Origin of the sequence: uncultured Brachyspira sp., assembly GCF_944388875.1 — a bacterium.
In the GTDB taxonomy this organism is placed as follows: Bacteria; Spirochaetota; Brachyspiria; order Brachyspirales; family Brachyspiraceae; genus Brachyspira.
The window spans coordinates 1-21,369 of sequence record NZ_CALXKQ010000007.1; the positions used below are offsets into that span (position 1 = coordinate 1).

At 27.0% G+C, this 21,369-nt stretch carries 15 protein-coding genes and 1 tRNA gene; 6 read left to right on the forward strand and 10 right to left on the reverse strand.

The genetic code is table 11. The annotated features are described in order from the left end of the window. Window positions 1-703: 703 nt before the first annotated feature. The 3 genes from aroQ to Q0J69_RS06260 all read left to right on the forward strand — a co-directional run bounded on the left by aroQ (window position 704) and on the right by Q0J69_RS06260 (window position 2,955). Window positions 704-1,141: a type II 3-dehydroquinate dehydratase gene (aroQ, locus tag Q0J69_RS06250; RefSeq protein ID WP_297205173.1), complete on the forward strand. Its 438-nt coding sequence runs from the start codon at window positions 704-706 to the stop codon at window positions 1,139-1,141. A 12-nt stretch (window positions 1,142-1,153) separates the two neighbouring features. Next, entirely contained in the window at window positions 1,154-2,269 is a 1,116-nt protein-coding gene (locus Q0J69_RS06255) for an aminopeptidase P family protein (protein ID WP_297205175.1), read from the forward strand. Window positions 2,270-2,343: 74 nt separating this feature from the next. After that, window positions 2,344-2,955 (forward strand): HNH endonuclease family protein, encoded by a 612-nt coding sequence (locus Q0J69_RS06260; protein ID WP_297205177.1) that lies wholly within the window; start codon window positions 2,344-2,346, stop codon window positions 2,953-2,955. Between the two features lie 11 nt (window positions 2,956-2,966). Here the strand turns inward: Q0J69_RS06260 and Q0J69_RS06265 are convergent, their stop codons facing one another. The 8 genes from Q0J69_RS06265 to Q0J69_RS06300 all read right to left on the reverse strand — a co-directional run bounded on the left by Q0J69_RS06265 (window position 2,967) and on the right by Q0J69_RS06300 (window position 15,675). Further along, window positions 2,967-4,814: a site-specific DNA-methyltransferase gene (locus Q0J69_RS06265; protein ID WP_297205180.1), complete on the reverse strand. Its 1,848-nt coding sequence runs from the start codon at window positions 4,812-4,814 to the stop codon at window positions 2,967-2,969. Beyond that, complete coding sequence (locus tag Q0J69_RS06270; protein ID WP_297205182.1) at window positions 4,814-7,669, reverse strand: DEAD/DEAH box helicase family protein; 2,856 nt, start codon at window positions 7,667-7,669, stop codon at window positions 4,814-4,816. Before Q0J69_RS06270 ends, Q0J69_RS06265 begins: the two co-directional genes overlap by 1 nt. Window positions 7,670-7,684: 15 nt before the next feature. Further along, window positions 7,685-8,692 (reverse strand): endolytic transglycosylase MltG, encoded by a 1,008-nt coding sequence (gene mltG / locus Q0J69_RS06275; protein ID WP_297205184.1) that lies wholly within the window; start codon window positions 8,690-8,692, stop codon window positions 7,685-7,687. A 52-nt stretch (window positions 8,693-8,744) separates the two neighbouring features. Then, the gene (gene hisS, locus Q0J69_RS06280) at window positions 8,745-10,001 is read right to left on the reverse strand and encodes a histidine--tRNA ligase (RefSeq protein ID WP_297205185.1); all 1,257 of its coding nucleotides are present in this window, start codon (window positions 9,999-10,001) and stop codon (window positions 8,745-8,747) included. Between the two features lie 20 nt (window positions 10,002-10,021). After that, window positions 10,022-12,082, reverse strand: coding sequence for a hypothetical protein (locus Q0J69_RS06285; RefSeq protein ID WP_297205187.1), 2,061 nt, complete (start codon window positions 12,080-12,082; stop codon window positions 10,022-10,024). Window positions 12,083-12,170: 88 nt separating this feature from the next. Beyond that, window positions 12,171-13,988: a selenocysteine-specific translation elongation factor gene (gene selB / locus Q0J69_RS06290; protein WP_297205189.1), complete on the reverse strand. Its 1,818-nt coding sequence runs from the start codon at window positions 13,986-13,988 to the stop codon at window positions 12,171-12,173. Between the two features lie 139 nt (window positions 13,989-14,127). Then, on the reverse strand, window positions 14,128-15,474 hold the full coding sequence (selA, locus tag Q0J69_RS06295) for an L-seryl-tRNA(Sec) selenium transferase (RefSeq protein ID WP_297205191.1): 1,347 nt from the start codon (window positions 15,472-15,474) through the stop codon (window positions 14,128-14,130). 111 nt (window positions 15,475-15,585) lie between these two features. Continuing rightward, a tRNA-Sec gene (locus tag Q0J69_RS06300) sits at window positions 15,586-15,675 on the reverse strand. A 141-nt stretch (window positions 15,676-15,816) separates the two neighbouring features. Between Q0J69_RS06300 and nadD the strand changes: the two genes are divergently transcribed. Both nadD and Q0J69_RS06310 read left to right on the forward strand, forming a co-directional pair. Further along, window positions 15,817-16,398: a nicotinate (nicotinamide) nucleotide adenylyltransferase gene (nadD, locus tag Q0J69_RS06305; protein ID WP_297205194.1), complete on the forward strand. Its 582-nt coding sequence runs from the start codon at window positions 15,817-15,819 to the stop codon at window positions 16,396-16,398. 31 nt (window positions 16,399-16,429) lie between these two features. Then, a complete protein-coding gene (locus Q0J69_RS06310; RefSeq protein ID WP_297205196.1) occupies window positions 16,430-17,323 on the forward strand; it encodes an ABC transporter substrate-binding protein in 894 nt (297 codons plus the stop codon). A 725-nt stretch (window positions 17,324-18,048) separates the two neighbouring features. Here the strand turns inward: Q0J69_RS06310 and Q0J69_RS06315 are convergent. Next, window positions 18,049-18,531 (reverse strand): hypothetical protein, encoded by a 483-nt coding sequence (locus Q0J69_RS06315; protein ID WP_297205198.1) that lies wholly within the window; start codon window positions 18,529-18,531, stop codon window positions 18,049-18,051. Window positions 18,532-18,642: 111 nt separating this feature from the next. After that, window positions 18,643-20,058: an amidophosphoribosyltransferase gene (purF, locus tag Q0J69_RS06320; protein WP_297205200.1), complete on the reverse strand. Its 1,416-nt coding sequence runs from the start codon at window positions 20,056-20,058 to the stop codon at window positions 18,643-18,645. Window positions 20,059-20,803: 745 nt separating this feature from the next. On the opposite strand from purF, the gene Q0J69_RS06325 reads away from it, so the two are divergent. Next, window positions 20,804-21,007 (forward strand): TM2 domain-containing protein, encoded by a 204-nt coding sequence (locus Q0J69_RS06325; protein ID WP_297205201.1) that lies wholly within the window; start codon window positions 20,804-20,806, stop codon window positions 21,005-21,007. Window positions 21,008-21,369: the final 362 nt, after the last annotated feature.

The following is a 21,369-nucleotide window of genomic DNA, read 5'->3' on the forward strand; positions in this document are numbered from 1 at the left end:
ATTTATAATTTTTATAAGTTTTTTCTTTTTATTTAAAATAGTTAAAGCACTGCCCGCCCAAGTATTTTTTAAATTTACTGTTAACCTCCCGCACGCAGAACAAAATTAAAAATATATATTTATTTGAAATTCAAATTTTTATTTATATTAAAAATTTAGTTTAGCGTGCGTTAATCGAAATTATAAATTTAATAAAAACTAGGGAGGGTGTGCTTTTGTAATTAGACAGCAAAATTAATTAGAATACTATTTTTAATAAAAGCAGTAAATTTATAAGGGTGGGATATGTTATAAAATTTTAAAATTTACTTACATTTGCCCGCCCTCTAGGTTTTCAATCTAATTTATAATTTTTATAAGTTTTTTCTTTTTATTTAAAATAGTTAAAGCACTGCCCGCCCAAGTATTTTTTAAATTTATTGTTAACCTCCCGCACGCAGAACAAAATTAAAAATATATATTTATTTACAATTCAAATTTTTATTTATATTAAAAATTTAGTTTAGCGTGCGTTAATGAAAATTATGAATTTAATAAAAATAAATAATTTTTGTAATTGATTTTACAAGTACTTTTGAAACAAGTCTAATAAAACTAATTATATAGAAAATGATTTTATATTAACATAATACAGACTCCATATTTGATTTTTTTTGCAATAGGTATATTATAGTAAAAAATAAAATTTCTATTAAAGGCTTATATGAATATATTAGTTATAAATGGTCCTAATACCAATATGTTTGGAGCAGCACAAACAAAAATTTTTGGCAATATTACATTAGGTGATATTGAAAATAAAATCAAAGAGGCTGCTGTAGGAAATGCTAAAGTGTCATTTTTTCAGTCCAATCATGAGGGTGCTATAATTGACAGAATACATAGAGCTTATGATGAGAATATAAATTATATAATAATAAATGCAGGAGCTTATGCTCATACTTCTATAGCAATAAGGGATGCATTTTTATCAACTAATATACCGTTTATAGAAGTTCACATGAGCAATATTTATGCTAGAGAAGATTTTAGAAATAAAAGCTATTTATCAGATATAGCATTGGGTGTCATTACGGGATTGGGAGAGAATAGCTATGTACTGGCTTTGGCTCATTTAGTATCTATACAAAAAAAGAAATAACGGAGTTTGAAAATGTGCAAATTGACATTAAACGAAAGCGGAGAAAATAAAAAATTTGATTATGATGCCAGACTGGAAAGACTATTAAAATTAACAAATGAAAATCTGCTTATAACCAAAAATGAAAATATATTTTATCTTACAGGCTTTAAAGGAACTGCAGGATGGCTTCTTATAAGTAATGGCAGGAAATATCTATTTGTTGATTCCAGATACTGCGAACATGCTGTTAAAGTTACACATAAAACTACCGTTATACTTGTAGCAACTTCTTATGCTGATGCTTTGGCAGAGTTCTGTAAAGAAAATAATATAAATGATGTATCTGTAGCTAAAAATGGTCTTTATTTAGCTGATTATGAAGCAATAGTATCTGCTATGATTAGCAGCTCTATTAAAATAGGAATAAGCAAAGCTAATATAGATACAATACGCAATGTAAAAGAAAAAGAAGAAATAAAAATAATAAAAGATAATTTAAATAGAGCAGAAAAAGCAATGACAAAAATGCTCGCATTTGTAAAAGAAGGAATAAGAGAACAGGAATTAGCAGCTGAACTGGAATATCAGATGCGTAAAGAAGGAGGAGATAAAACTGCCTTTGATACTATTTTACTTTTCGGAGATAGAACCTCTTTGCCTCATGGTGTGCCTTCTGATAGAAAATTAAAACTTGGCGACAATATATTAATGGATTTCGGATTATCAAAAGATGGATATAAAAGCGATATCACTAGAACTTTTTTCTTTGGTAAGGGAGAACATTTTGATGAAATGAGCAAAATATACAATATAGTAAGAGAGGCACATAAAAAAGGAATAGAAGCAATACATTCAGGAGTATCTGGAAAAGAGGTTGATTCTGCAGCCAGAGAAACTATAAAAAACAATGGATACGGACAGTATTTCGGTCATGGATTAGGACACAGTGTGGGACTTGAAATACATGAATCTCCTAGACTTTCACCTTTAGTTGATCATATACTTGACGGAGGATGTATTGTTACCGTAGAGCCTGGTATATATGTACCTAATTTAGGCGGCGTCAGAATAGAAAATATGGTAATAGTTACTAAGGACGGAGGAGTTTCTATGAATGATACTCCTACAGATTTAATTGTATTATAATATTGACATATTATAATTTATATAGTATGATAAATTATATATCAAATTTTAATTAAAATTAAATAAAAAATATTATGGCTAGAAGAAAGAAAAAATCATCACCTTTATTAATTATAATTATTCTTATAATTGCTTTAGGATACTACTATTATAACAATATATACAATAAAAAAGAAATTACAAAAACTGAAAAAAAATCAATCAGCAGATATAACAGAGATGATTGGGGAAATTGGATTGACGAAGATGATGACGGACTTAACACTAGGCATGAGGTACTTGCTAGAGAATCATTAATTAAACCTGTAATATCAAATAATAGGGTTGTATCAGGTAAATGGTATGATAAATTCACTGGAAAATATTTCACAGACCCAAAAGATTTAGATATAGATCATTTAGTTCCTTTAAAAAATGCATATTCAAGTGGTGCTAGTAATTGGAGTAAAGAAAAGAAAAATGAATACTACAATTATTTAAAAAATGAGAATCATTTAGTAGCTGTATCAAAAGGTGCAAACCGTTCAAAAGGGGATAAATCTCCTGTTGAATGGCTGCCTCCCAATGAGGATTATCAATGCGAATATGTGCGTGAATGGTATAAAATCAAAACCGATTGGGGATTAACTATAGAAGAAGGTTTTGATGAAGTTTCAAACAGAGTATGTAAAGGCAAAGGCAAATAAAATACTACTAATTATAGTATATATATATTCTCATCTCCACAAATATTTCTAATCTTCATTCTTAAAGGTTTATCGATAGAATTAATTTTTCCATTCCAGTATTCTTTTGTCTTTTTTCCATTTAATATAACTTTACTGTCTTTATCTATTTTTATTTCAGTATCGCTTTTCCAAAATCCATTATCATTACTGCAGTCAATAGAAATATATTCTATTAATTCTAGTCCATTACCGCTAATATTTATAGGAGATATTTTTTTATCACTTTTAGTAGATTGATTAATGATATTTTGATTATATTTTTCTATTTTTTGAATTACACGGTCGCTAATAAATTTTTCTATAGAAATTTGATATTCTGCTCCTGATAAATCTTTAGAAACTTTATTTATAGTATACTCAGCATAATCCTCAGCAACAATATCATCTAAATATTCTTTTAAATCTTTAAACTCAATTTCCACTAAAGTAGAATTATCTTCTTTTATAAACTTGTTAATATCCTCAAAATCTTCAACATCAATATAATAAATAATAACTTTTTTTATATCATTAGACAGATTAGGAATATGTTTATATACAATTTCTTTTATTAAAGTTAAATCCATAATTTTGAAAGAACTGTCAATAAGATTAGGAACATATATAGGAACAAGTCCATTTTTAGAATCCATTATAGCACCAAACCAAAAATCATCTAAAGTATTTTCTTCTATAACTCCATTAATCAATGCCTTTAATTTATCCATAGTCTGCTGCGGATTTCTATATAAAGAAACTCCGTCTTTAATTTCTAAAATATCAAATTCTGCTTTATCTTCTATAAGTCTATCTCTAGCCGTTTGTATGCTGTTTATTCCAACATCCACATGTATAAATCTTCTATTGAGTTTATTTGCTACATCGGCAGTAACCCCACTTCCTCCAAAGAAATCAGCTACAATCATATTCTCATTGGAAGATGCTTTTATAATCCTTTCTAATAAAGTCTCAGGTTTTTGTGTAGCATAATTTACGGATTGAGTATTAACTGCAAAAGATGATCCTAAACCAGGCATATCTGTCCAAATATCTGATATTGGAATTCTTTTTTTAGTTTTATTAATCCCAGTAACTTGCCATAATCCATTATTATCAATAGAATAACTTAATGTATTTTTTAACTCCTTATTAAATATATATTCATAACTTTTGGTATAAAACAATATATAATTTGATGTATATATCCAATTATCAGTTAACGCTTTAAATCCAATAGTAGAAAGAGTTGTATCCCAAGTTATCATAGATTTAAAAAAAGTCTCACCGAAAATTTCATCCATTAATATTTTTACATAAAATATCATCTTATTATCTAAATGAACATATATAGAAGCGGTATCACTCATAATGCTTTTTATAGCACTTAGGTTTTCATACATCCAATTTAAATAATCCTCTTTACGCCATATATCACCGTACATATTTTCTTCAAATTCTCTTACATCTTCTAAATCTAATTCTTTGCAATTTTTCAATTCTTGTTCTTTTTCTGCTATTTTAGGATTTTGTCTTAAATATATTTTTTTAGCATAATTAGCTCCGCTTGCAAAAGGAGGATCTATATATACTAAATCAACTTTAATATTTTTATCTTTCAAATATGCACAGGCTGATAAACATTCTCCTCGTATAAGCATATTATTATTTTTATTGCTGCCTACCTGTTCAATTTTTTCTAATTCATAAAAAGGCATACCTCTTTTTAATTTATTTTTTACTTCATAACTATCTTTATATTTTAATGTTCTTGAAAAATTATCTAAAATAGCCTGACCTTCTATAGGGTCTGGATAATAAGGTATATACTTTACAGGCATTAATTATTCTCCCCAAAAAATACTTGAATTTTTTCTATTATATTATTTTTTAATTCATCATCTTTCATACTATCTTCCAAATATAAAAATTCAAATCTATTATAATTAAATTTTTTATTATTATTGATAATAAACTCTTTCATAAATTCTTTTTTATCATTAAAAGAATATGAATATATTTCTCCTTTAGTTTCTGCTATGAGTATTTTTTTGATTTCAGAATTTTCTCTTTTAATTATCAAAAAATCAGGTACATACAAGCCAATATATTTCCAGTTATTGTCAGTTTTTTTATATGTTTTTATTTTAAAATCTGTTAAAATATCATCTCCATTATAATATATTTCTAAATTATAAGAATGAAATATATCCAATGAAACAATCATATTAAAGAATTTTATTTCAAATCTACTGTCAGTTTTATATGGTATATAATGATAAGTTTTATCTTTATATTTATGAGGTGTTTTTTTATTTTCCATTAACTTAGCTATATCAGCATTTCCTGTTTTCTTTAACTCCTCTATTAATTGTTTATCTTTTTCTGTCAAAACTAATTCATTATTATCTTCATAAATAATTTTTTCTATCTCTTCATTATTATGAGGAAGTAAATTATCAAAACTATCCGTTTTTAATTCTGAGGTAAAATTCTTAACTATAAGAAGCTGAGCTTCTTCTTTAATTATTTCTTCTTTTGATATCAATTTCCTTTTATCAAAGAAACTTTTAATAATATTAGATTCTACTTTGTTTATATCATAATCAGCCTTGAAATATAAATTATCATTTTTTATAATAGTAATATTATCAAATACTTCTTTTAATTCATTATAATAATACATTAATTTTTCAATAGATAAAACATTAAAACTTTTTTTAGATATATTATAAATCCATAAATTCAAATCAGCATTTTTAGTATTTTCTTTTTTTATAATATGCGTACTTACTTCTTTAAAAGAAAAATCTGAAGTTTCCACTGTATGATAATGGCTACAATTGTTATATGAGTTTAATATTAATTTTTTTGTATCTTTTTTTTCTAATTCAGATATATCATAACTCACAGATAACTGATAAAAATCTATAGGTGGAATTTTAATTTTATCCATTCTATTATAACGTTTAACTGTTATTTCATTTAAATATCTATTAGAGGTCTGAAATTCATTTATACTTATATGATGTTCTTTAGACAGCTGACTTTTTAATATTTGGGCATTTTCTTTATTTAAATATATCAATGCTGTTTCTTCTTCATTTTTATTAATTTGTCTTAAACATCTGCAGCTGGTTTGAAGAACCATATTTTCAGGACAGTCCTTTTTTTGAGATAAAACAACGCCTGTCAAACTTTTACAATCCCAACCTTCTTTACCAATTTGCACTAATAAAATAATACGTTTCTTAGAAATAGGATTATCTAAAAGATTAAATTCCATCTGAGAATTTTCAGGTTCTTTATAATTTTTATTACCTTTATGATATTTTAATATAACTTCATTACTATCAATATTATATTCATTTAAAATTTCAATAACTTTTGGATATATAATTTCTTCTAAAACTTCTATACTTCCACAGTAAATAGCAAGTTTTGCTATTGTTCCATCACTATAAACCTTATCTTTATATTCATCTAAAAATTTTCTTAATGCATTATCTATTATATCAAGTCTATCATTAGAACTAGATATTTCTACTTTAGGAACTTTCAAGAAATTTCCTATTCCTTTATGTAAAGGATAATAGTAGACAGTATTTGTTATTTCTTTGCTGTTAATAAAAAAAGAGTTAGATATCTCTATTTTTTCACTCTTATTTATATATGGAGTACCAGAAAAACCTATAACAGAATTAATAGTTCCATTAGAAGTCCAATTATTAACAACATATCTTAATTTTATATCTTCATCTACAGCATGATGCACTTCATCTATGTATATAGAAAGATTTGGTATTTTTCCTATAACTGCTCTTAATTCATTGGCAGCATTATATTCTTCTTTATAAGATTCATTAAAATCTAATTTATATTTGCTTTTATCCAATTTGTTCAAAATTACTTTTTCAGCATTAGTAATAGCTATTAATCCTGATAATTCATTTAAAGGTTCATAATAAGTTATTTTTCTTGCATTAGGATTTATAATTTTATTACTTTTAGTTGATGATTTATTTTCATCTAAAATTTCAAATTTAATTAATTTTTTTACCTTACTTGCAGAAGGTTCTGGTATTAACCAAGATACATCAAAATTTTCTATAGTTTTAAGACTTGGTATGATAGAGCTTTTTAATCCTGATGGTGCTAATATTAAAAAATTATGAGAAAATATTTTATTATCAGGTTCATTTATAGCAAAATATAAATCTATATATATAAAGCATGCCATTAAAAATGTTTTACCTGCTCCCATAGGCAAACTAAATAAATAATCTGTATAATCTATTTTGTAAAATATTTCCTGAAAAATTTTTTTATAATCTAAATATTTATAATTTTTTTTGATTTCATTTTCTAAATTATTTTTTTCTTTGATATCTTTTTGAAATAAAGCATATTGATACAATGAAAGACCAGAAGGATTGGTTAAAAGATATTTCCTGAAATCTTCTTTCAATTCTATATCTTCAATATTTAATATATTATTAAATTTACCTTCAAAAAATAATTCCCATAATGGTCTATTGCGGCATTCTATTTTTAAAAATAAATAAGTTTTTATTGCATCTATTTGAATATTTCTTAATTTATTTTTTTTTTCAATATAGCTGATAAAATACTTTATTTTACAATCATTAGACATGTACCATATATCTCTGGATTTTTCTATTATTGAGTAAAACATTATATGTTATCCAATTTACTTTTTGAAAATGTATCTATTAATATTTTCAACATGCTCTTCATAGGTAACAGAAAAAGCATGCTTTCCTGTACCGTCAGCAACAAAGAAAATATAATCAGTATCAGCAGGATTCAATGCTGCCTCTATGGCTCTGGCACCTGCAGAACATATAGGTCCTGGAGGAAGCCCAGTATTTTTGTATGTATTATAAGGATGAACCATTCTTAAATCATCATATCTTAAATTCGGTTTCTCTATATAATCGCCTTTAACTAAAGTCATAGCATATATAGTAGTAGGATCAGCTTCAAGCCTTTTATCAATATTTAACCTGTTATAGTATACTGAAGATATAAGTTTTGGATCATCCAAAGGTCCCATCTCTTTTTCCACTATAGAAGCCATAGTCAATACCTCATGCACAGTTCTCCCTATCTTTTTTGCCCTCTCTTCCAAATCAGGAAATTCTTTAAATAAAGAATCTATCATATATGTAACTAATACTTTTGTAGGATTTCCTTTGACAATATAGTATGTAGAAGGAAATATATAACCTTCAACACTGTCAGAAGGAATATTGTATTTTTCTAATATTTCTTTATCATGGCATACTTCTAAAAACTCTTTCTTTGTAGTAAAACCTTCAGCTTCTAAATAATTAGCTATTTCATATATATTTTTACCTTCAGCAATAGTAAATCTAGCCATAGCTTGTTTACCGCTGTTAATACGTTTCATTATATCTATCATATTCATATCTCTGCTGATTTCATAATATCCGCTTAAAAGTTTTCTATCATATTTAAGATATTTAGCAAGAGCTAGGAATATTTTTGAGTTTCTAATCAATCCCTGCAGCTCCAATCTATTTGCTATTGCAGAAGCACCTTCTCCCTGCTTTACCTCAAAATAAACTTTCTCTTTATCTCCTCCAACAGGACTAATCATATATTGAAAAAGAAAAACTGATGAAGCTGATATTACAGCAGCAAGTATAATTAATATAATAAATATTTTCTTCATAATAAAACGCTCTTAAACTTTGTTATTTCAATATCATCTATAAAACAAATAATCAATCTATATGTAATATATTTGAATGTATATCATTTATAGACACTTCTTTCTCTTCTGAACTGTCCATATTTTTTAATTTACACATTCCTCTTCTAAACTCATCCTCCCCAAGAATAACAGCATATCTTGCATTTCTCTTATTTGCAGATTTAAATTGGTTTTTAACAGATTTTCCAGTAAAATCATAATCGCAGCTTATATTATTTGCTCTTAATGACTGCATTACTTTTAATACCTCATTTTCAGTTTCTTTAAACGATACAATAAAAGCATCAAGCCTGTCAGTTATAATATTATCCTGATTCTCAAGCACAAGCAAAAGTCTTTCAATACCCATAGCACTTCCAACAGCAGGTACATCCTTTCCATTATTGAAAAGCCCAATTAAATTATCATATCTTCCGCCTCCAAGTATAGCACTTTGAGAACCTAAAGCATTAGTCTGAACTTCAAAAGCGGTTTTTGTATAATAATCTAATCCCCTTACAAGCATGTGATCTACAGTGAAATTCTGTCCTATTCTTGTAAGCTCTTCGCATAATTTATCGAAATGCTCCTTACATTCATCGCATACATAATCATAAAACTTTGGTATATCTTTAATTGTTTCTTTGCATTTTTCATTTTTGCAGTCTAATATTCTTAATATATTCCCTTCATATCTTTTCTGACAAGTTTCGCAAAGCTCTTCTTTTTTACTTCCTATAGCCTCTTTCAAAGCATTATTATAAGCACTCTTACATTTTGAACATCCTACAGTATTTATTAAAAGATTTACATTATTAATACCAAACTCTTTTAATACATTTATATTAAGAAGTATAATTTCAGCATCTATTAAGGGAGAAGAACCTCCTATACATTCAACACCGAATTGATTGAACTCTCTGTATCTTCCCTTCTGCGGACGCTCTGCCCTATACATAGTACCTAAATAAAATAATTTATTTACAGCAAACTCATTTTGCATAGAATTTTCAACATAAGCACGTGCCACAGATGCCGTACCTTCAGGTCTTAAAGTAAGAGAACGCCCTCCCCTATCTTCAAAGGTAAACATTTCTTTTCCTACAATATCAGTACCCTCTCCTATCCCTCTAGTAAAAAGATCAGTATATTCAAACAAAGGTGTCCTTATTCTTCCATACCCATAAAGTTTAACTATATTTTTTATTTTATTTTCTATAAACTCCAATCTTTTAGATGAATCATAGAAAAAATCATTAGTGCCTCTAGGCTTTTTTATATCCAACATCTAAACTATCCTATTGATTATTATTTTAATACTTCTTCCGTTTTTGTACTTCCGCTTTTTACAGCATTTTTTGGAGGCTCATATAAAGGCTTAACACTATCTACTGCTCTAATACCTTTTATATTTTCTTTATAAGAAGGCATTGATGATAAATCCTTAAATACAGTAGAAGAATAATCCAATATTTGAGTATTTGCAGGTTTTGAAGATAGAATAGTAATAAAATTATTTATATCAGTTTCACCAGCAGTACCTATTCTGCTTCTCCAATAAAGAACTGTAGCATAATATCTGTCATTCTCCGTAAGAGATGAACCCACTTCAGCAAACATTTTGTCAGCCTCGTACAAATTATTATAAGCAAATAAATTAACAGCTCCTAAATAAAGTCTTGTTCTCATTAAAAGATTTGAATTATCTTTTTTATTATAAGCAAAAGTTAAATCAGACTTAGCCTGAGAAGCAAATACGGCAGACCTTCTTCCTTCACTTAAAAATCTCGAATAATATGAAACTCCTCTATAATAAGCGTACTCCTCAACAGAAATTCCCATATATTCATTATAAGGATTAGTATTAAACCACTCAGTAGCTACTTTAGGCGGTCTTGACAAAACTTCTCTTATTATGTTTCTTGTATTTTCTGCATTTCCGTCATATTTATTGGCAGGTATATTCTCTTTTCCAACCATTAAAGAAATGTCTTCTTCTTTTTTCTCTTCCTCTAATAAAACTTCATCTATATCTTCTTTAATATCTTCCTCTATGCTTTCTATATTTTCTAAACTTTTATTATTTTCATCATCTTTTTTAGTTTCGTCCTTAATGATTATAGAAAATAAATTATATTTGTCTTTCTCTACTTTTACATTATTAGTATACAATTTATCAGCAAAAGATATATAAGCCTCATATTGTCCTTCAGACACTTCAATAACAAAATTAGTAGAAATCTCCGTTTCAAATGAATAATCCTCTATATCTACAGCTATAGCTCCATTATTAGGATTTTTATCTATTAGAATAGTCAAAGGATACAATACTTTTTCTTCTTTTTTCTCTTCCTCATTTTCACTATTATTATTTATCATGTTATTATTAGTACTTGTTTCTTTTAATACGCTAGTTTCATACTCTATAATTTCAGGATCTTCTATGACTATTTCATCAACTATCTCTTTTTCTATTGATAAGATTTTTCTATTTGATGCATTTTCAGGAGTTTTTTCTTGTCTGGCTATATCCTGAAGCTCTCCAAGTTTTTCATTTTCAGGAGGAAGAGTATCTCCCTCTTCTATTATATCTTTTTCTATATCTTCAATTTCTTTTGCAGGAGAATATCTGTCAAAAACGGCAAATTTCTGTTCTGTATAAACTTTAAGTCCCTCTTCTTCTGGAAGCACTGGAATAGAGTTCTTTATAAGAGTGTATACATCCATATCAGATGTAGTCCATTCATAAACTTTCTGCTGCATATTTGTAGGCGATTTTAAATTTTTTATCATTTCATTTATAGTTTTATTTTCACCTGAAAAATAATCATGTATAACATTATCAGGATTTCTTGAAAGTATCATCAATGTTTTATAATAGCTCTCATAAACTTTAGGAGTAATGTAGCTTAAATACATACTCCAATATATAGAAGTTGCATAATTAGGATTAGATGTTTTACAATTATCAGCATAATATTTGAATATTCTAGCAGGGAGTTCTTTATCGCCCGGTAAAACTGTAAGTATACCGCCTATATATAAGAATGCTCTGTCTTTATATGAATAAATAGGATCATTAGGCAATTCTAAAGCCTGTCTGAAATCGCTTGCAGCTCTGTTAACTTCTGTTCTAGCAGCTTTAAATTTTATAAATGATAAATATCTGCTTACTCCCCTATAAAAATCAAAAACATACTCATTAACTCCGTATTCTTCGCTGTATGCATTTTGCCTAAACCATTCTATAGATTTTTTTGGCGACTTTTCCTGTAAGTCTTCTATATATTCTGGAAATGTTAATCTATTTTGAGAAAACAAACTAGAATATAATACCAACATAAATGCAATAGAAAAAAATTTTTTCATTTTTTTATCCTTTGTTTTATACAGTTTCTATTGTATAAAATATCGACATCTGTTAATATTTTACTATAAAAAAATATAATATCAAGTATCAAATAACTATTCTATCATTACCTTGACGTTTTAGTAATTTTTCTCTCTCTAAAGCATTCAATAAAGGTATAACATATTTTCTCGAAAGTCCTGTTTTTTCTTTTACGAAAGCTATTGTAATAATATCTTTAGGCTTAGAATTTTTCATAATTAAATTCTTAACTCTGTTATAAACATCTATATGATAATATATTCCCTCCTCAAGATACATAGCTTGTTTTAAAGCTGATAACACTTTTATATCCTTTATTCCATTAGGAAATGTTTTTATTGCCTTTTCATCTAAACCATTTAAATCTTCTTTTTTCAATTTCTCAAGAAGCTGTTTTTGAGAATTTGTAAGCTCAACACTTTGAGTATATTTTTTATATATATTATTAAAAGGCATTATAATTTTATTTTGAATTAAATGATCTATAAAAGGCTTAGTAAATGCATTATCTATATTAAGATGATTTCTTATATCTTCAAAAGAAAAGCCGTCTTTTTTATTTTCTATTAATTTTTTAGCTTCTTCCAGAAGATTGTTTAAATAATCTTTTTTAACAAAAAAATTTGACAATTTAATAGCATATTCAGGCAGACTGCCATTTGCAATTGAATATCCGTTTACAGACATAACTAAATCTGTATACTTATTCCTTTTTACTTTACCTAAAAAATCATGGGCATTATCCATTATACTTTTTCTAATTTGAGGAGTTGTTTTGCTACCCCAGAATATATCTCCTGTTCCTATTATGGCACTTCCGCCATGACTTATTAATATACCCCTCTCTTTCCAAAATACTGATATAGGTTCATCAAATTTCAATCTTATAAATCTATCATCTATCTCTCTAATATCAACCTCTGTTTTTACCTTTTTATCAGATTCATTATAAACAGCTTTTTTATACATAGGTATAATCTGAGCAACCAAACATTCTGTACCAATAGCAAACTCAGCATTCTTAATCTTTTTTAAATATTCCACATCACTGTTATGAACAAGCTCTAATATAATTTCATCAGTCAAAAATACTGTTTCATCTTTATCGCATAATAGATGACCTCTTCTTATCTCTTCTTTTTTTATATTTTTTAAATTTATAGCAATACGAGAAGTAGCATATACAATCTCCCTATCCTCATGATAAGATTGTATATTTCTTATAGAAACTTCTCTCTTTGTAGGATAATGTATTAACGTATCATCTCTTTTTATATTTCCGCCTTTTATACTTCCTGTAATTGTAAGTCCCGCACCTTTTATAGAAAACACCCTGTCTACATAAATATGAGTTTTTATATCATCTTCATATTTATCATGTATAAGTATATCTGTTATTCTTTCTTTTAAAAAATCTATATTAGTACCATTTATAGCAGAAACTTTTACTATTTCTATATCTTTATTAAATATTCTGTATAGATTCTTTTTAATATCTTCCTCACTATCTTTTAGTTTATTTTCATCTACCAAATCAATTTTATTCATTACGCATATAATATTTCTTATACCAAGTGATAAAGCAACCTTAGCATGCTCTTCAGTCATATTCATCCAGCCTTCATTAGCACAAACTACAAGCATAACTAAATCTAAACTCCACATGCCTGCAACCATGTTTCTTATAAATCTCTCATGTCCAGGAACATCTATAACACCTATAGTAATACCATCATTAGGCTTGAAAAAACCAAAACCCAAATCTATAGTCATTTCTCTTTTCTTTTCTTCAGGCAGACGCATCATAGCAATACCTGTAAGGGCTTTTATTAATTCAGATTTACCATGGTCAACATGACCAGCTGTTCCTATAATTCTATTCACTTGTATTTCCTTTACTTTTATAAATAAAATCGTTAATGCTATTTTAATATTTTTTATATAAAAAATATTAAATTTGGTATACATTTTTAACATAGAAAATTTAAAAGAATTAATTTTCCACTTAAAAACAAGATAATTCTTATAATAAATTACTATCTATAATTTTTTTTAGTACCTCCCTAACATATTCTATATCATAATCATTAATGGTTATAACATATATAAGAACAAAATCTTTTTTTACCTTTGGTATAATAGGTATATCTAAATTATGCATAAATTTAATAGTTGTTTTTATATCTTTAGGTTTAAAACTAATAGCATAAGAAGGATAGAAAGTGTCAGCCATAGCACCTCCGCCTGTTTCTATAGTTTCTTCTACAACTTCAAATCCGCTGATATTTTCTATAATTTTTAATGCCTTTTGTTTTATAATTTCTGGTTTAATAGAAAGTAAAGTTTCGCAATAACCCTTAAACTGACCTGTTGAATTTAATCTTTTTATAACACTTTTTTCCAAAATAGATAAAACCGTTTTACCGCATCTGAAAGCTCTCATCAAAGGATGCTTATATATTCTGGATATGTACTCTCTTTTTCCTACTATAATACCAGCCTGTACACTAGAAAACATTTTATCTCCAGAAAAGCATACTAAATCCACACCGCTTTTTAAGGCAGATTTTATATGTTCTTCTTCAGACATACTCTCATCGAATATTCCTGCTCCCTCATCATAAACTAATGGTATATTACTTGGAATAGCGTCTCTTATCTTTTTAAATGATGGGTGCTTAACAAATCCTCTAATTTTGAAATTTGATGCATGTACTTTAAGTATCATAGCAGTATTTTCTGTTAAAGCTTCTTCATAATCTTTTACCATTACTATATTAGTTGTACCTATCTCTACAAGTTTAGCCCCAGCCTCTCTAAGTATATCGGGTATTCTAAATCCGCCGCCTATTTGAACCTGCTCTCCCCTTGACACAATAACTTCTTTATCTTTGGCTAAAGTTTTTAATATTAAAAATACAGCAGCAGCATTATTATTAACAACTAGAGCATCCTCAGCACCTGTTAATTTAGCTAAAAGAGAATACAAAAACTCTCCTCTCAATCCTCTGCCTTCACTGTTTATATTGTATTCAAGGTTATTGCTTGCTGTATTTAATGCTTTAACCTCATCCCATACCTCGCTGTCTATAGGAGAACGTCCCAAGTTGGTATGCATAATAGTACCTGTAGCATTTATAACTTTTTTAATGGGAAGATTAGATTTTTGTTTTACTTTTCTCTCGCATAGCTTAATAATATCTTCTCTGGAATATACCGCATTCTTATTTTTTATTTCTATTCTAAGTTTTTCTAGTGTATCTCGAATGATATCTGCTACTATTGGGCGTGAAAGAATTTTAAAATATGGTTTTATAGTTTCATGTTCTAATACAGTATTGGTTTGTATTAAGTTAAATTTGCCGTTCATTGTTAGCCTCTCTCTTTAATAAGATAAAAGATAAAATATAATTTAAGATAAGAGACTATTAATTATTAGTAGTAATTTAATCATACTATAACTTTTATAATCGCTTATTTATCGGAAGAGGCAGGAGTTGAACCTGCCGATGTCGCTATGACATCCAACGCTTTTGAAGAGCGCGGAGCCCACCGGGACTCATCTACCTCCAAGCATTCGTAGATATAATATATTACTTTTAATTTTATGTCAATTTTTTTATAATTTTATTTCTAAATAATAAATAATTAAATATTGAAAATTATAATTAAAAGATTAAAATATAATAAATTTTTATTGTGGATTTTGCAAATGAAAATAGCCATGCTCGGAGGTACATTTGATCCGCCTCATTTAGGACATTTAATATTAGCGGATACTGTTATTACTAACTGCAATTATGATAAAGTATTGTTTATACCTGCCAAAATACCACCTCATAAAAATATAAGCGGAAAAGTATCTGACATGGATAGATTAAATATGCTAAAGTTATCTGTAGAAGATGATGAAAGATTTATAATAGATGAATATGAACTTAATAATGATTCTGTTTCATATACGATAAAAACATTAAATCACATATACAATAATTATGATATTCAAGGAAAAGTCGGACTTATAATAGGTGCTGATTTAATAAAAGATTTCCACAAATGGAAAGAACCTGAAAAGATTGCTGAAATATCAGATATAACTGTTGTAAACCGAGAAAATGATAATAATTTATACAAAGAAAATATAGAAAAATATAATATAAAAATCATAATGGCTCCGCGTATAGATATATCTTCAAGCCTCATTAGAGAAAGAATAAAAGAAAAAAAAGGATTCAGATATTTTGTAAAGAAAAAAGTTTATAATTATATAAAAGAAAATAATTTATATATTTGAATTTAAAAATACATAATGATAGGAAGTATAAATGAAAAATAAAATACTTATATTAATATTTATCTTTGTAAGCAGTCTTTATCCCTATAGCATGTATTTATTGAATGGTCCTACTGGGATAGGTGGACTAAAGATGATTAGAGATTATAAATCAATAGAAATAAAAACAATCAATTCACCTAATAATATGCTTTCTATGATAGTTAAAGGAGAAGCTGATATAGCAGCAATACCTGCAAATATGGCAGCCATCATTTTCAACAGACAGCTGCAGTATAAAGCTGTAGCCGTAATCTCTGAAGCTAAACTTTTTATAGTGTCTGCAAATAAGAATATACAGACTATAAATGATTTAAAAAATAAAACCATTTACTGCGGAACTAAATTAGCTGCACCTGATTTGATGCTTCAGTATTTAATATCGAAAGAGAATATACAAAATGTTAATATCAGCTACTCTTTCAGCAATCCTGATTTATCAAAAATGATTGCTTCTGAAAATGCTGATATAGCTATACTTCCAGAACCATTTATATCATCGGCAATGATTGAAAATAGTAACGTACATATAGTAGTTGAAATGTCCAAATATATTGAAGATTATCCTGTTGCAATACTTATAGCAAAAGACACTTTTATAAATCATAACAAAACATTATTAAATGAAGTATTAAGCGAATACAAAAAATCTACTGAGTATATTTTAAATAACAAAAATGAAATAGAAAACCTTATAAAAAACAGCACAATGATAATCAATCCTAAAGCTGCTGTTTACGGATTAAACAGGATGGGATTAACTTTTTATGACGGAGAACAAATGAAATTTGCTTTAAAAAGTTACTATAATTTTTTATACAATTTCGACAAAAAACTTATAGGAGGAAAACTTCCTTCTGATAATTATTATTATATAAAGAAATAATTACATAGTATTAAATAAAAATAATAAGTACGCACGCTGAATTAACTTTAAATATAAGAAAATTGATAATTCAAATTTTACAATATATAATAATTAATTAAACGTGCGTTAATGAAAATTCTCAATTTAATAAAAGCTAGGGCGGGTGTGCTTTTGTAATTAGGCAGTAAAATTAATTAGAACTCTATTTTTAATAAAAGCAAAAAAAATTATAAGGGCGGGGTATGTTTAAAAAATTTTAAAATTTATTTTTATTTTCCCACCCTTTATATTTTCTGCTTTAATATGCAATTTCTACGCTATTTTTCTTTTTAATTAATTCTGTTATTCTAACTACCCACCCAAGCGTTTTTTAATTTATAGTTAACTAACCGCACGCAGAATAAAGTTAAAAATATATAATTATTTGCAATTCAAATTTATATTATATTAAAAATTTGATTTATCGTGCGTTAATGAAAATTCTCAATTTAATAAAAGCTAGGGAGGGTGCACTTTTGTAATTAGGCAGTAAAATTAATTAGAACGCTATTTTCAGTAAAAGCAAAAAATTTATAAGGGCGGGGTATGTTATAAAATTTTTAAATTTATTTTCATTTTCCCACCCTTCATATTTTTAATTTAATTAGTTATTTTTATGCAGTTTTTCTTTTTAGTAAAAAATAGTCATAGCACTGCCCACCCAAGAATTTTTTTAATTTATTAAGCACAGCTAATAATAATCATTATCTCTTATTTTTTTCAGGTTCAGGCTTTTTAATTTCTGTGATTTTTACTTCTTTTACTTTCTCACCTGCTGTCTTCTTTAATGTCAGCTTTTCTCTGTCTTTTTCAGCTATATAATAATTATTCCTTAATTTTAACACTATATCCTTGGCACCACTAATCCCATCATTTTTTTTGTATGCATGTATAAGAATCTGTATCAATGAAACTGTAGAAGGAAGTCCTATATATATAACGGCAACACCTGCAGATGGAACAGCAGCTATTGAAGATGCCATCAAGACTTTATCTTTTCCTAATTTCTTTGATGATATTATAGCTGTAGCTGCAACCAAAACACCGCCTATAAGTACTCCCCAAGCAATTTTACCTGTATTTTTTATATTTGATATTTTCTTACCAAGTTTATAATCTACATAAATAATATCATTATCTGATATAAGAGAATTAACTAATTCTTCTTCATTCATGCATATTTTCATAATGATTGCCTGCCCAATTAAATATTTTTTATTATAATAAATTTATTATCAATAAAAGTCAATTATAATTTTTTCATAATAAAAATAGCAATCAGAATGATTTGTATTATGTTAACATACTTTATTTGAAGATACTTTTTTTGGTATTTCAGTAGGATATTCTCCGCTGAAGCATCCTATACAATAATTATTATTTCCCAAAGCCTCAAGCATATCCTCTATTGTAAGATATTGTAAAGTATCAGCATTAATTTCCTTTCTAATCTCTTCTACAGAAAGTTTAGCACCTATAAGCTCTTTTTTAGAAGATATATCAACACCGTAATAACAAGGACTTTTGATAACAGGAGAAGCAGATTTAAAATGAACCTCCTTAGCACCAGCACGTCTTACAATATCTATAAGTATTCTGCTTGTTGTTCCCCTCACTAATGAATCATCTATAAGTATAACCCTTTTTCCATCTATCAAATGTTTTAAAGGATTAAATTTCAACTTAACAGTTTCTTCTCTAGTAGACTGCTCAGGCATAATGAAAGTTCTTCCTATATATCTATTTTTTACCAAACCTATACTGTAAGGAATTCCGCTTTCCTGTGAAAATCCTAAAGCAGCTATTGTTCCAGAGTCCTGAACACCAATAACAATATCCGCATCAACTGTGTTTTTCTTGGCAAGCAATACACCTGTTTGAAATCTTACATTATAAACATTAATACCGTCTATATTGCTTTCAGGACGGGCAAAATATATATGTTCAAAAGCACAAGGAGAATGCTTTATTTCCTTATTGTTATAATATTTAAATGACTGCACTCCATTATCATCTATTATAACCATTTCTCCCGCTTCAATATCCCGTACAAATTTAGAACCAACCGCATCCAAAGCACAAGATTCGGAAGACAAAAAATAATCTCCATTTGAATTAGTACCTAAGCATAAAGGTCTTATACCATAAGGATCACGTACTCCTATAAGTTTTCCGTCTACAACTATAACAAGAGCAAATGCACCTTTTATTATATTAACGCTTTCTTTTATTCCTTCTATAAAATTGCTTACTGTTTTTCTAGCTATAAGTTTGATTATAACTTCAGTATCAGAAGTAGCATTGAATGTTGCTCCGCCCTCTTCCAATTCATTTCTTAATTCTTCAGCATTTGTTAAATTACCATTATGAGCTATAGCAATTTGTCCTAGTCTAAAAAGATTTTCAAGAGGCTGAGCATTTTCTATTCTGCTTGCCCCTGTAGTAGAATATCTTACATGACCTATGGCAATATTTCCCTCAGTATCTTTTGGAATATTGCTTGTGAACAAATCGGAAACAAGTCCCATAGCCTTATAAGTAAATAAATGCTTATAATTGGATACAGTAATTCCTGCACTTTCCTGTCCTCTATGCTGAAGTGCATAAAGAGCATAATTCAATGTTTTTAATATATCCTTCTTTATATCTTTAGAATAAATGCCGAAAACTCCGCATTCTTCTCTAGGTTTATCGTATACTGTAATATTATTCATATATTATTATAACCAACTTTATTTTTATTTTTGATTTGTCAATATTATAGTTAATCGTATTTTAAAACAATACATTTATTAAAATTTATTATTAGAATTATTTCAAAAGTCATTTTTTAAGTTATAACTATACATCGAAACTAATATATAATTTTTGTAAATGATTTATTTATAATAAAAGTATTTTATATCGTTTAAGGATAAAAAAACTAGCTAATTTGATTTTAATTCATTTTTTAGCAGATGTATTTTACATTTATTTTTATTTAGCATTAACATCTTGTAATGAAATAATATTTATCAGCAAATATAATAATTTTAGTATCAAAAATATTCTAATATATTCTTAATTCTTATAAATACTAAAATCATGCCAGATAATTTTTATACTATCGGCATTAATTAATTTTTGTATTTTGATACTTATATATTTCGTAATATATATAATAATTATTTGAATTCTTAAAAAGCGGAGGAAGCAGAACTACTATAGAGAATTTAAAAGTTGCTGGCGTTAATATGACTAAACCAGAATTAGCGGAAAGTGCTTTAAAACTTTTTGCTAAAGAGGTTGAGGAATTGAAGGCATTGAACTAATTTATTTAATTAATTATTAATTTTTAAGGCTGGCATTATTTTGTGTCAGTCTTTTATTTTAATCAAAATAAAGAATGTTATTTTATGTATTGATTTTTTTTATAATATACTATACACTGGTATGGTTAATAAATTTTAAGGAGAGATTATGGAAACTTCAGAAAAAAGCTGGGTTGTTACATTAATTTTAGCAATATTCCTGCCAGTTCATAGGTTCTATGTAGGAAAAATAGGTACAGGTATATTATATCTGATTACTGCAGGCGGTTTTGGTATATGGTATATTATAGATATCGTAATGATCATATTAGACAAATTCACTGATAAAGAAGGCAGGAAATTAAAAAGATAATATACAAATAATAATTGAGAAGAGAGTTAATTGTTTTTGATTCTCTTCTTTTTTATATGTATATCATCAATAACTTTCCTAACTTCATTATCATAAATAAAATATTTTGAATTCCGCATCCGCAATAAATAAAAAACTTAAAAATATTTTTGACCAAACAAGTAATTTCAATTTTATACATATAAAATATAGTACTGATAAAATATAATCAATAAATTACAATATTTTATTATATCATCTCAATGGAATAAAGCCTGAAACTATATTTGATTAATATTGTTTCCTAATCATAAAAAATATAGTTAAATACAATGCAAAAAACAACAATATATTTAGAATTATTTTATTAAAAAAATTATCAT

Coding starts and splice junctions, on each gene's coding strand:
- aroQ (WP_297205173.1), top strand. CDS start 704: ATGAATATATTAGTTATAAATGGTCCTAATACCAATATGTTTGGAGCA.
- Q0J69_RS06255 (WP_297205175.1), top strand. CDS start 1,154: ATGTGCAAATTGACATTAAACGAAAGCGGAGAAAATAAAAAATTTGAT.
- Q0J69_RS06260 (WP_297205177.1), top strand. CDS start 2,344: ATGGCTAGAAGAAAGAAAAAATCATCACCTTTATTAATTATAATTATT.
- Q0J69_RS06265 (WP_297205180.1), bottom strand. CDS start 4,814: ATGCCTGTAAAGTATATACCTTATTATCCAGACCCTATAGAAGGTCAG.
- Q0J69_RS06270 (WP_297205182.1), bottom strand. CDS start 7,669: ATGTTTTACTCAATAATAGAAAAATCCAGAGATATATGGTACATGTCT.
- mltG (WP_297205184.1), bottom strand. CDS start 8,692: ATGAAGAAAATATTTATTATATTAATTATACTTGCTGCTGTAATATCA.
- hisS (WP_297205185.1), bottom strand. CDS start 10,001: ATGTTGGATATAAAAAAGCCTAGAGGCACTAATGATTTTTTCTATGAT.
- Q0J69_RS06285 (WP_297205187.1), bottom strand. CDS start 12,082: ATGAAAAAATTTTTTTCTATTGCATTTATGTTGGTATTATATTCTAGT.
- selA (WP_297205191.1), bottom strand. CDS start 15,474: ATGAACGGCAAATTTAACTTAATACAAACCAATACTGTATTAGAACAT.
- nadD (WP_297205194.1), top strand. CDS start 15,817: ATGAAAATAGCCATGCTCGGAGGTACATTTGATCCGCCTCATTTAGGA.
- Q0J69_RS06310 (WP_297205196.1), top strand. CDS start 16,430: ATGAAAAATAAAATACTTATATTAATATTTATCTTTGTAAGCAGTCTT.
- Q0J69_RS06315 (WP_297205198.1), bottom strand. CDS start 18,531: ATGAAAATATGCATGAATGAAGAAGAATTAGTTAATTCTCTTATATCA.
- purF (WP_297205200.1), bottom strand. CDS start 20,058: ATGAATAATATTACAGTATACGATAAACCTAGAGAAGAATGCGGAGTT.
- Q0J69_RS06325 (WP_297205201.1), top strand. CDS start 20,804: ATGGAAACTTCAGAAAAAAGCTGGGTTGTTACATTAATTTTAGCAATA.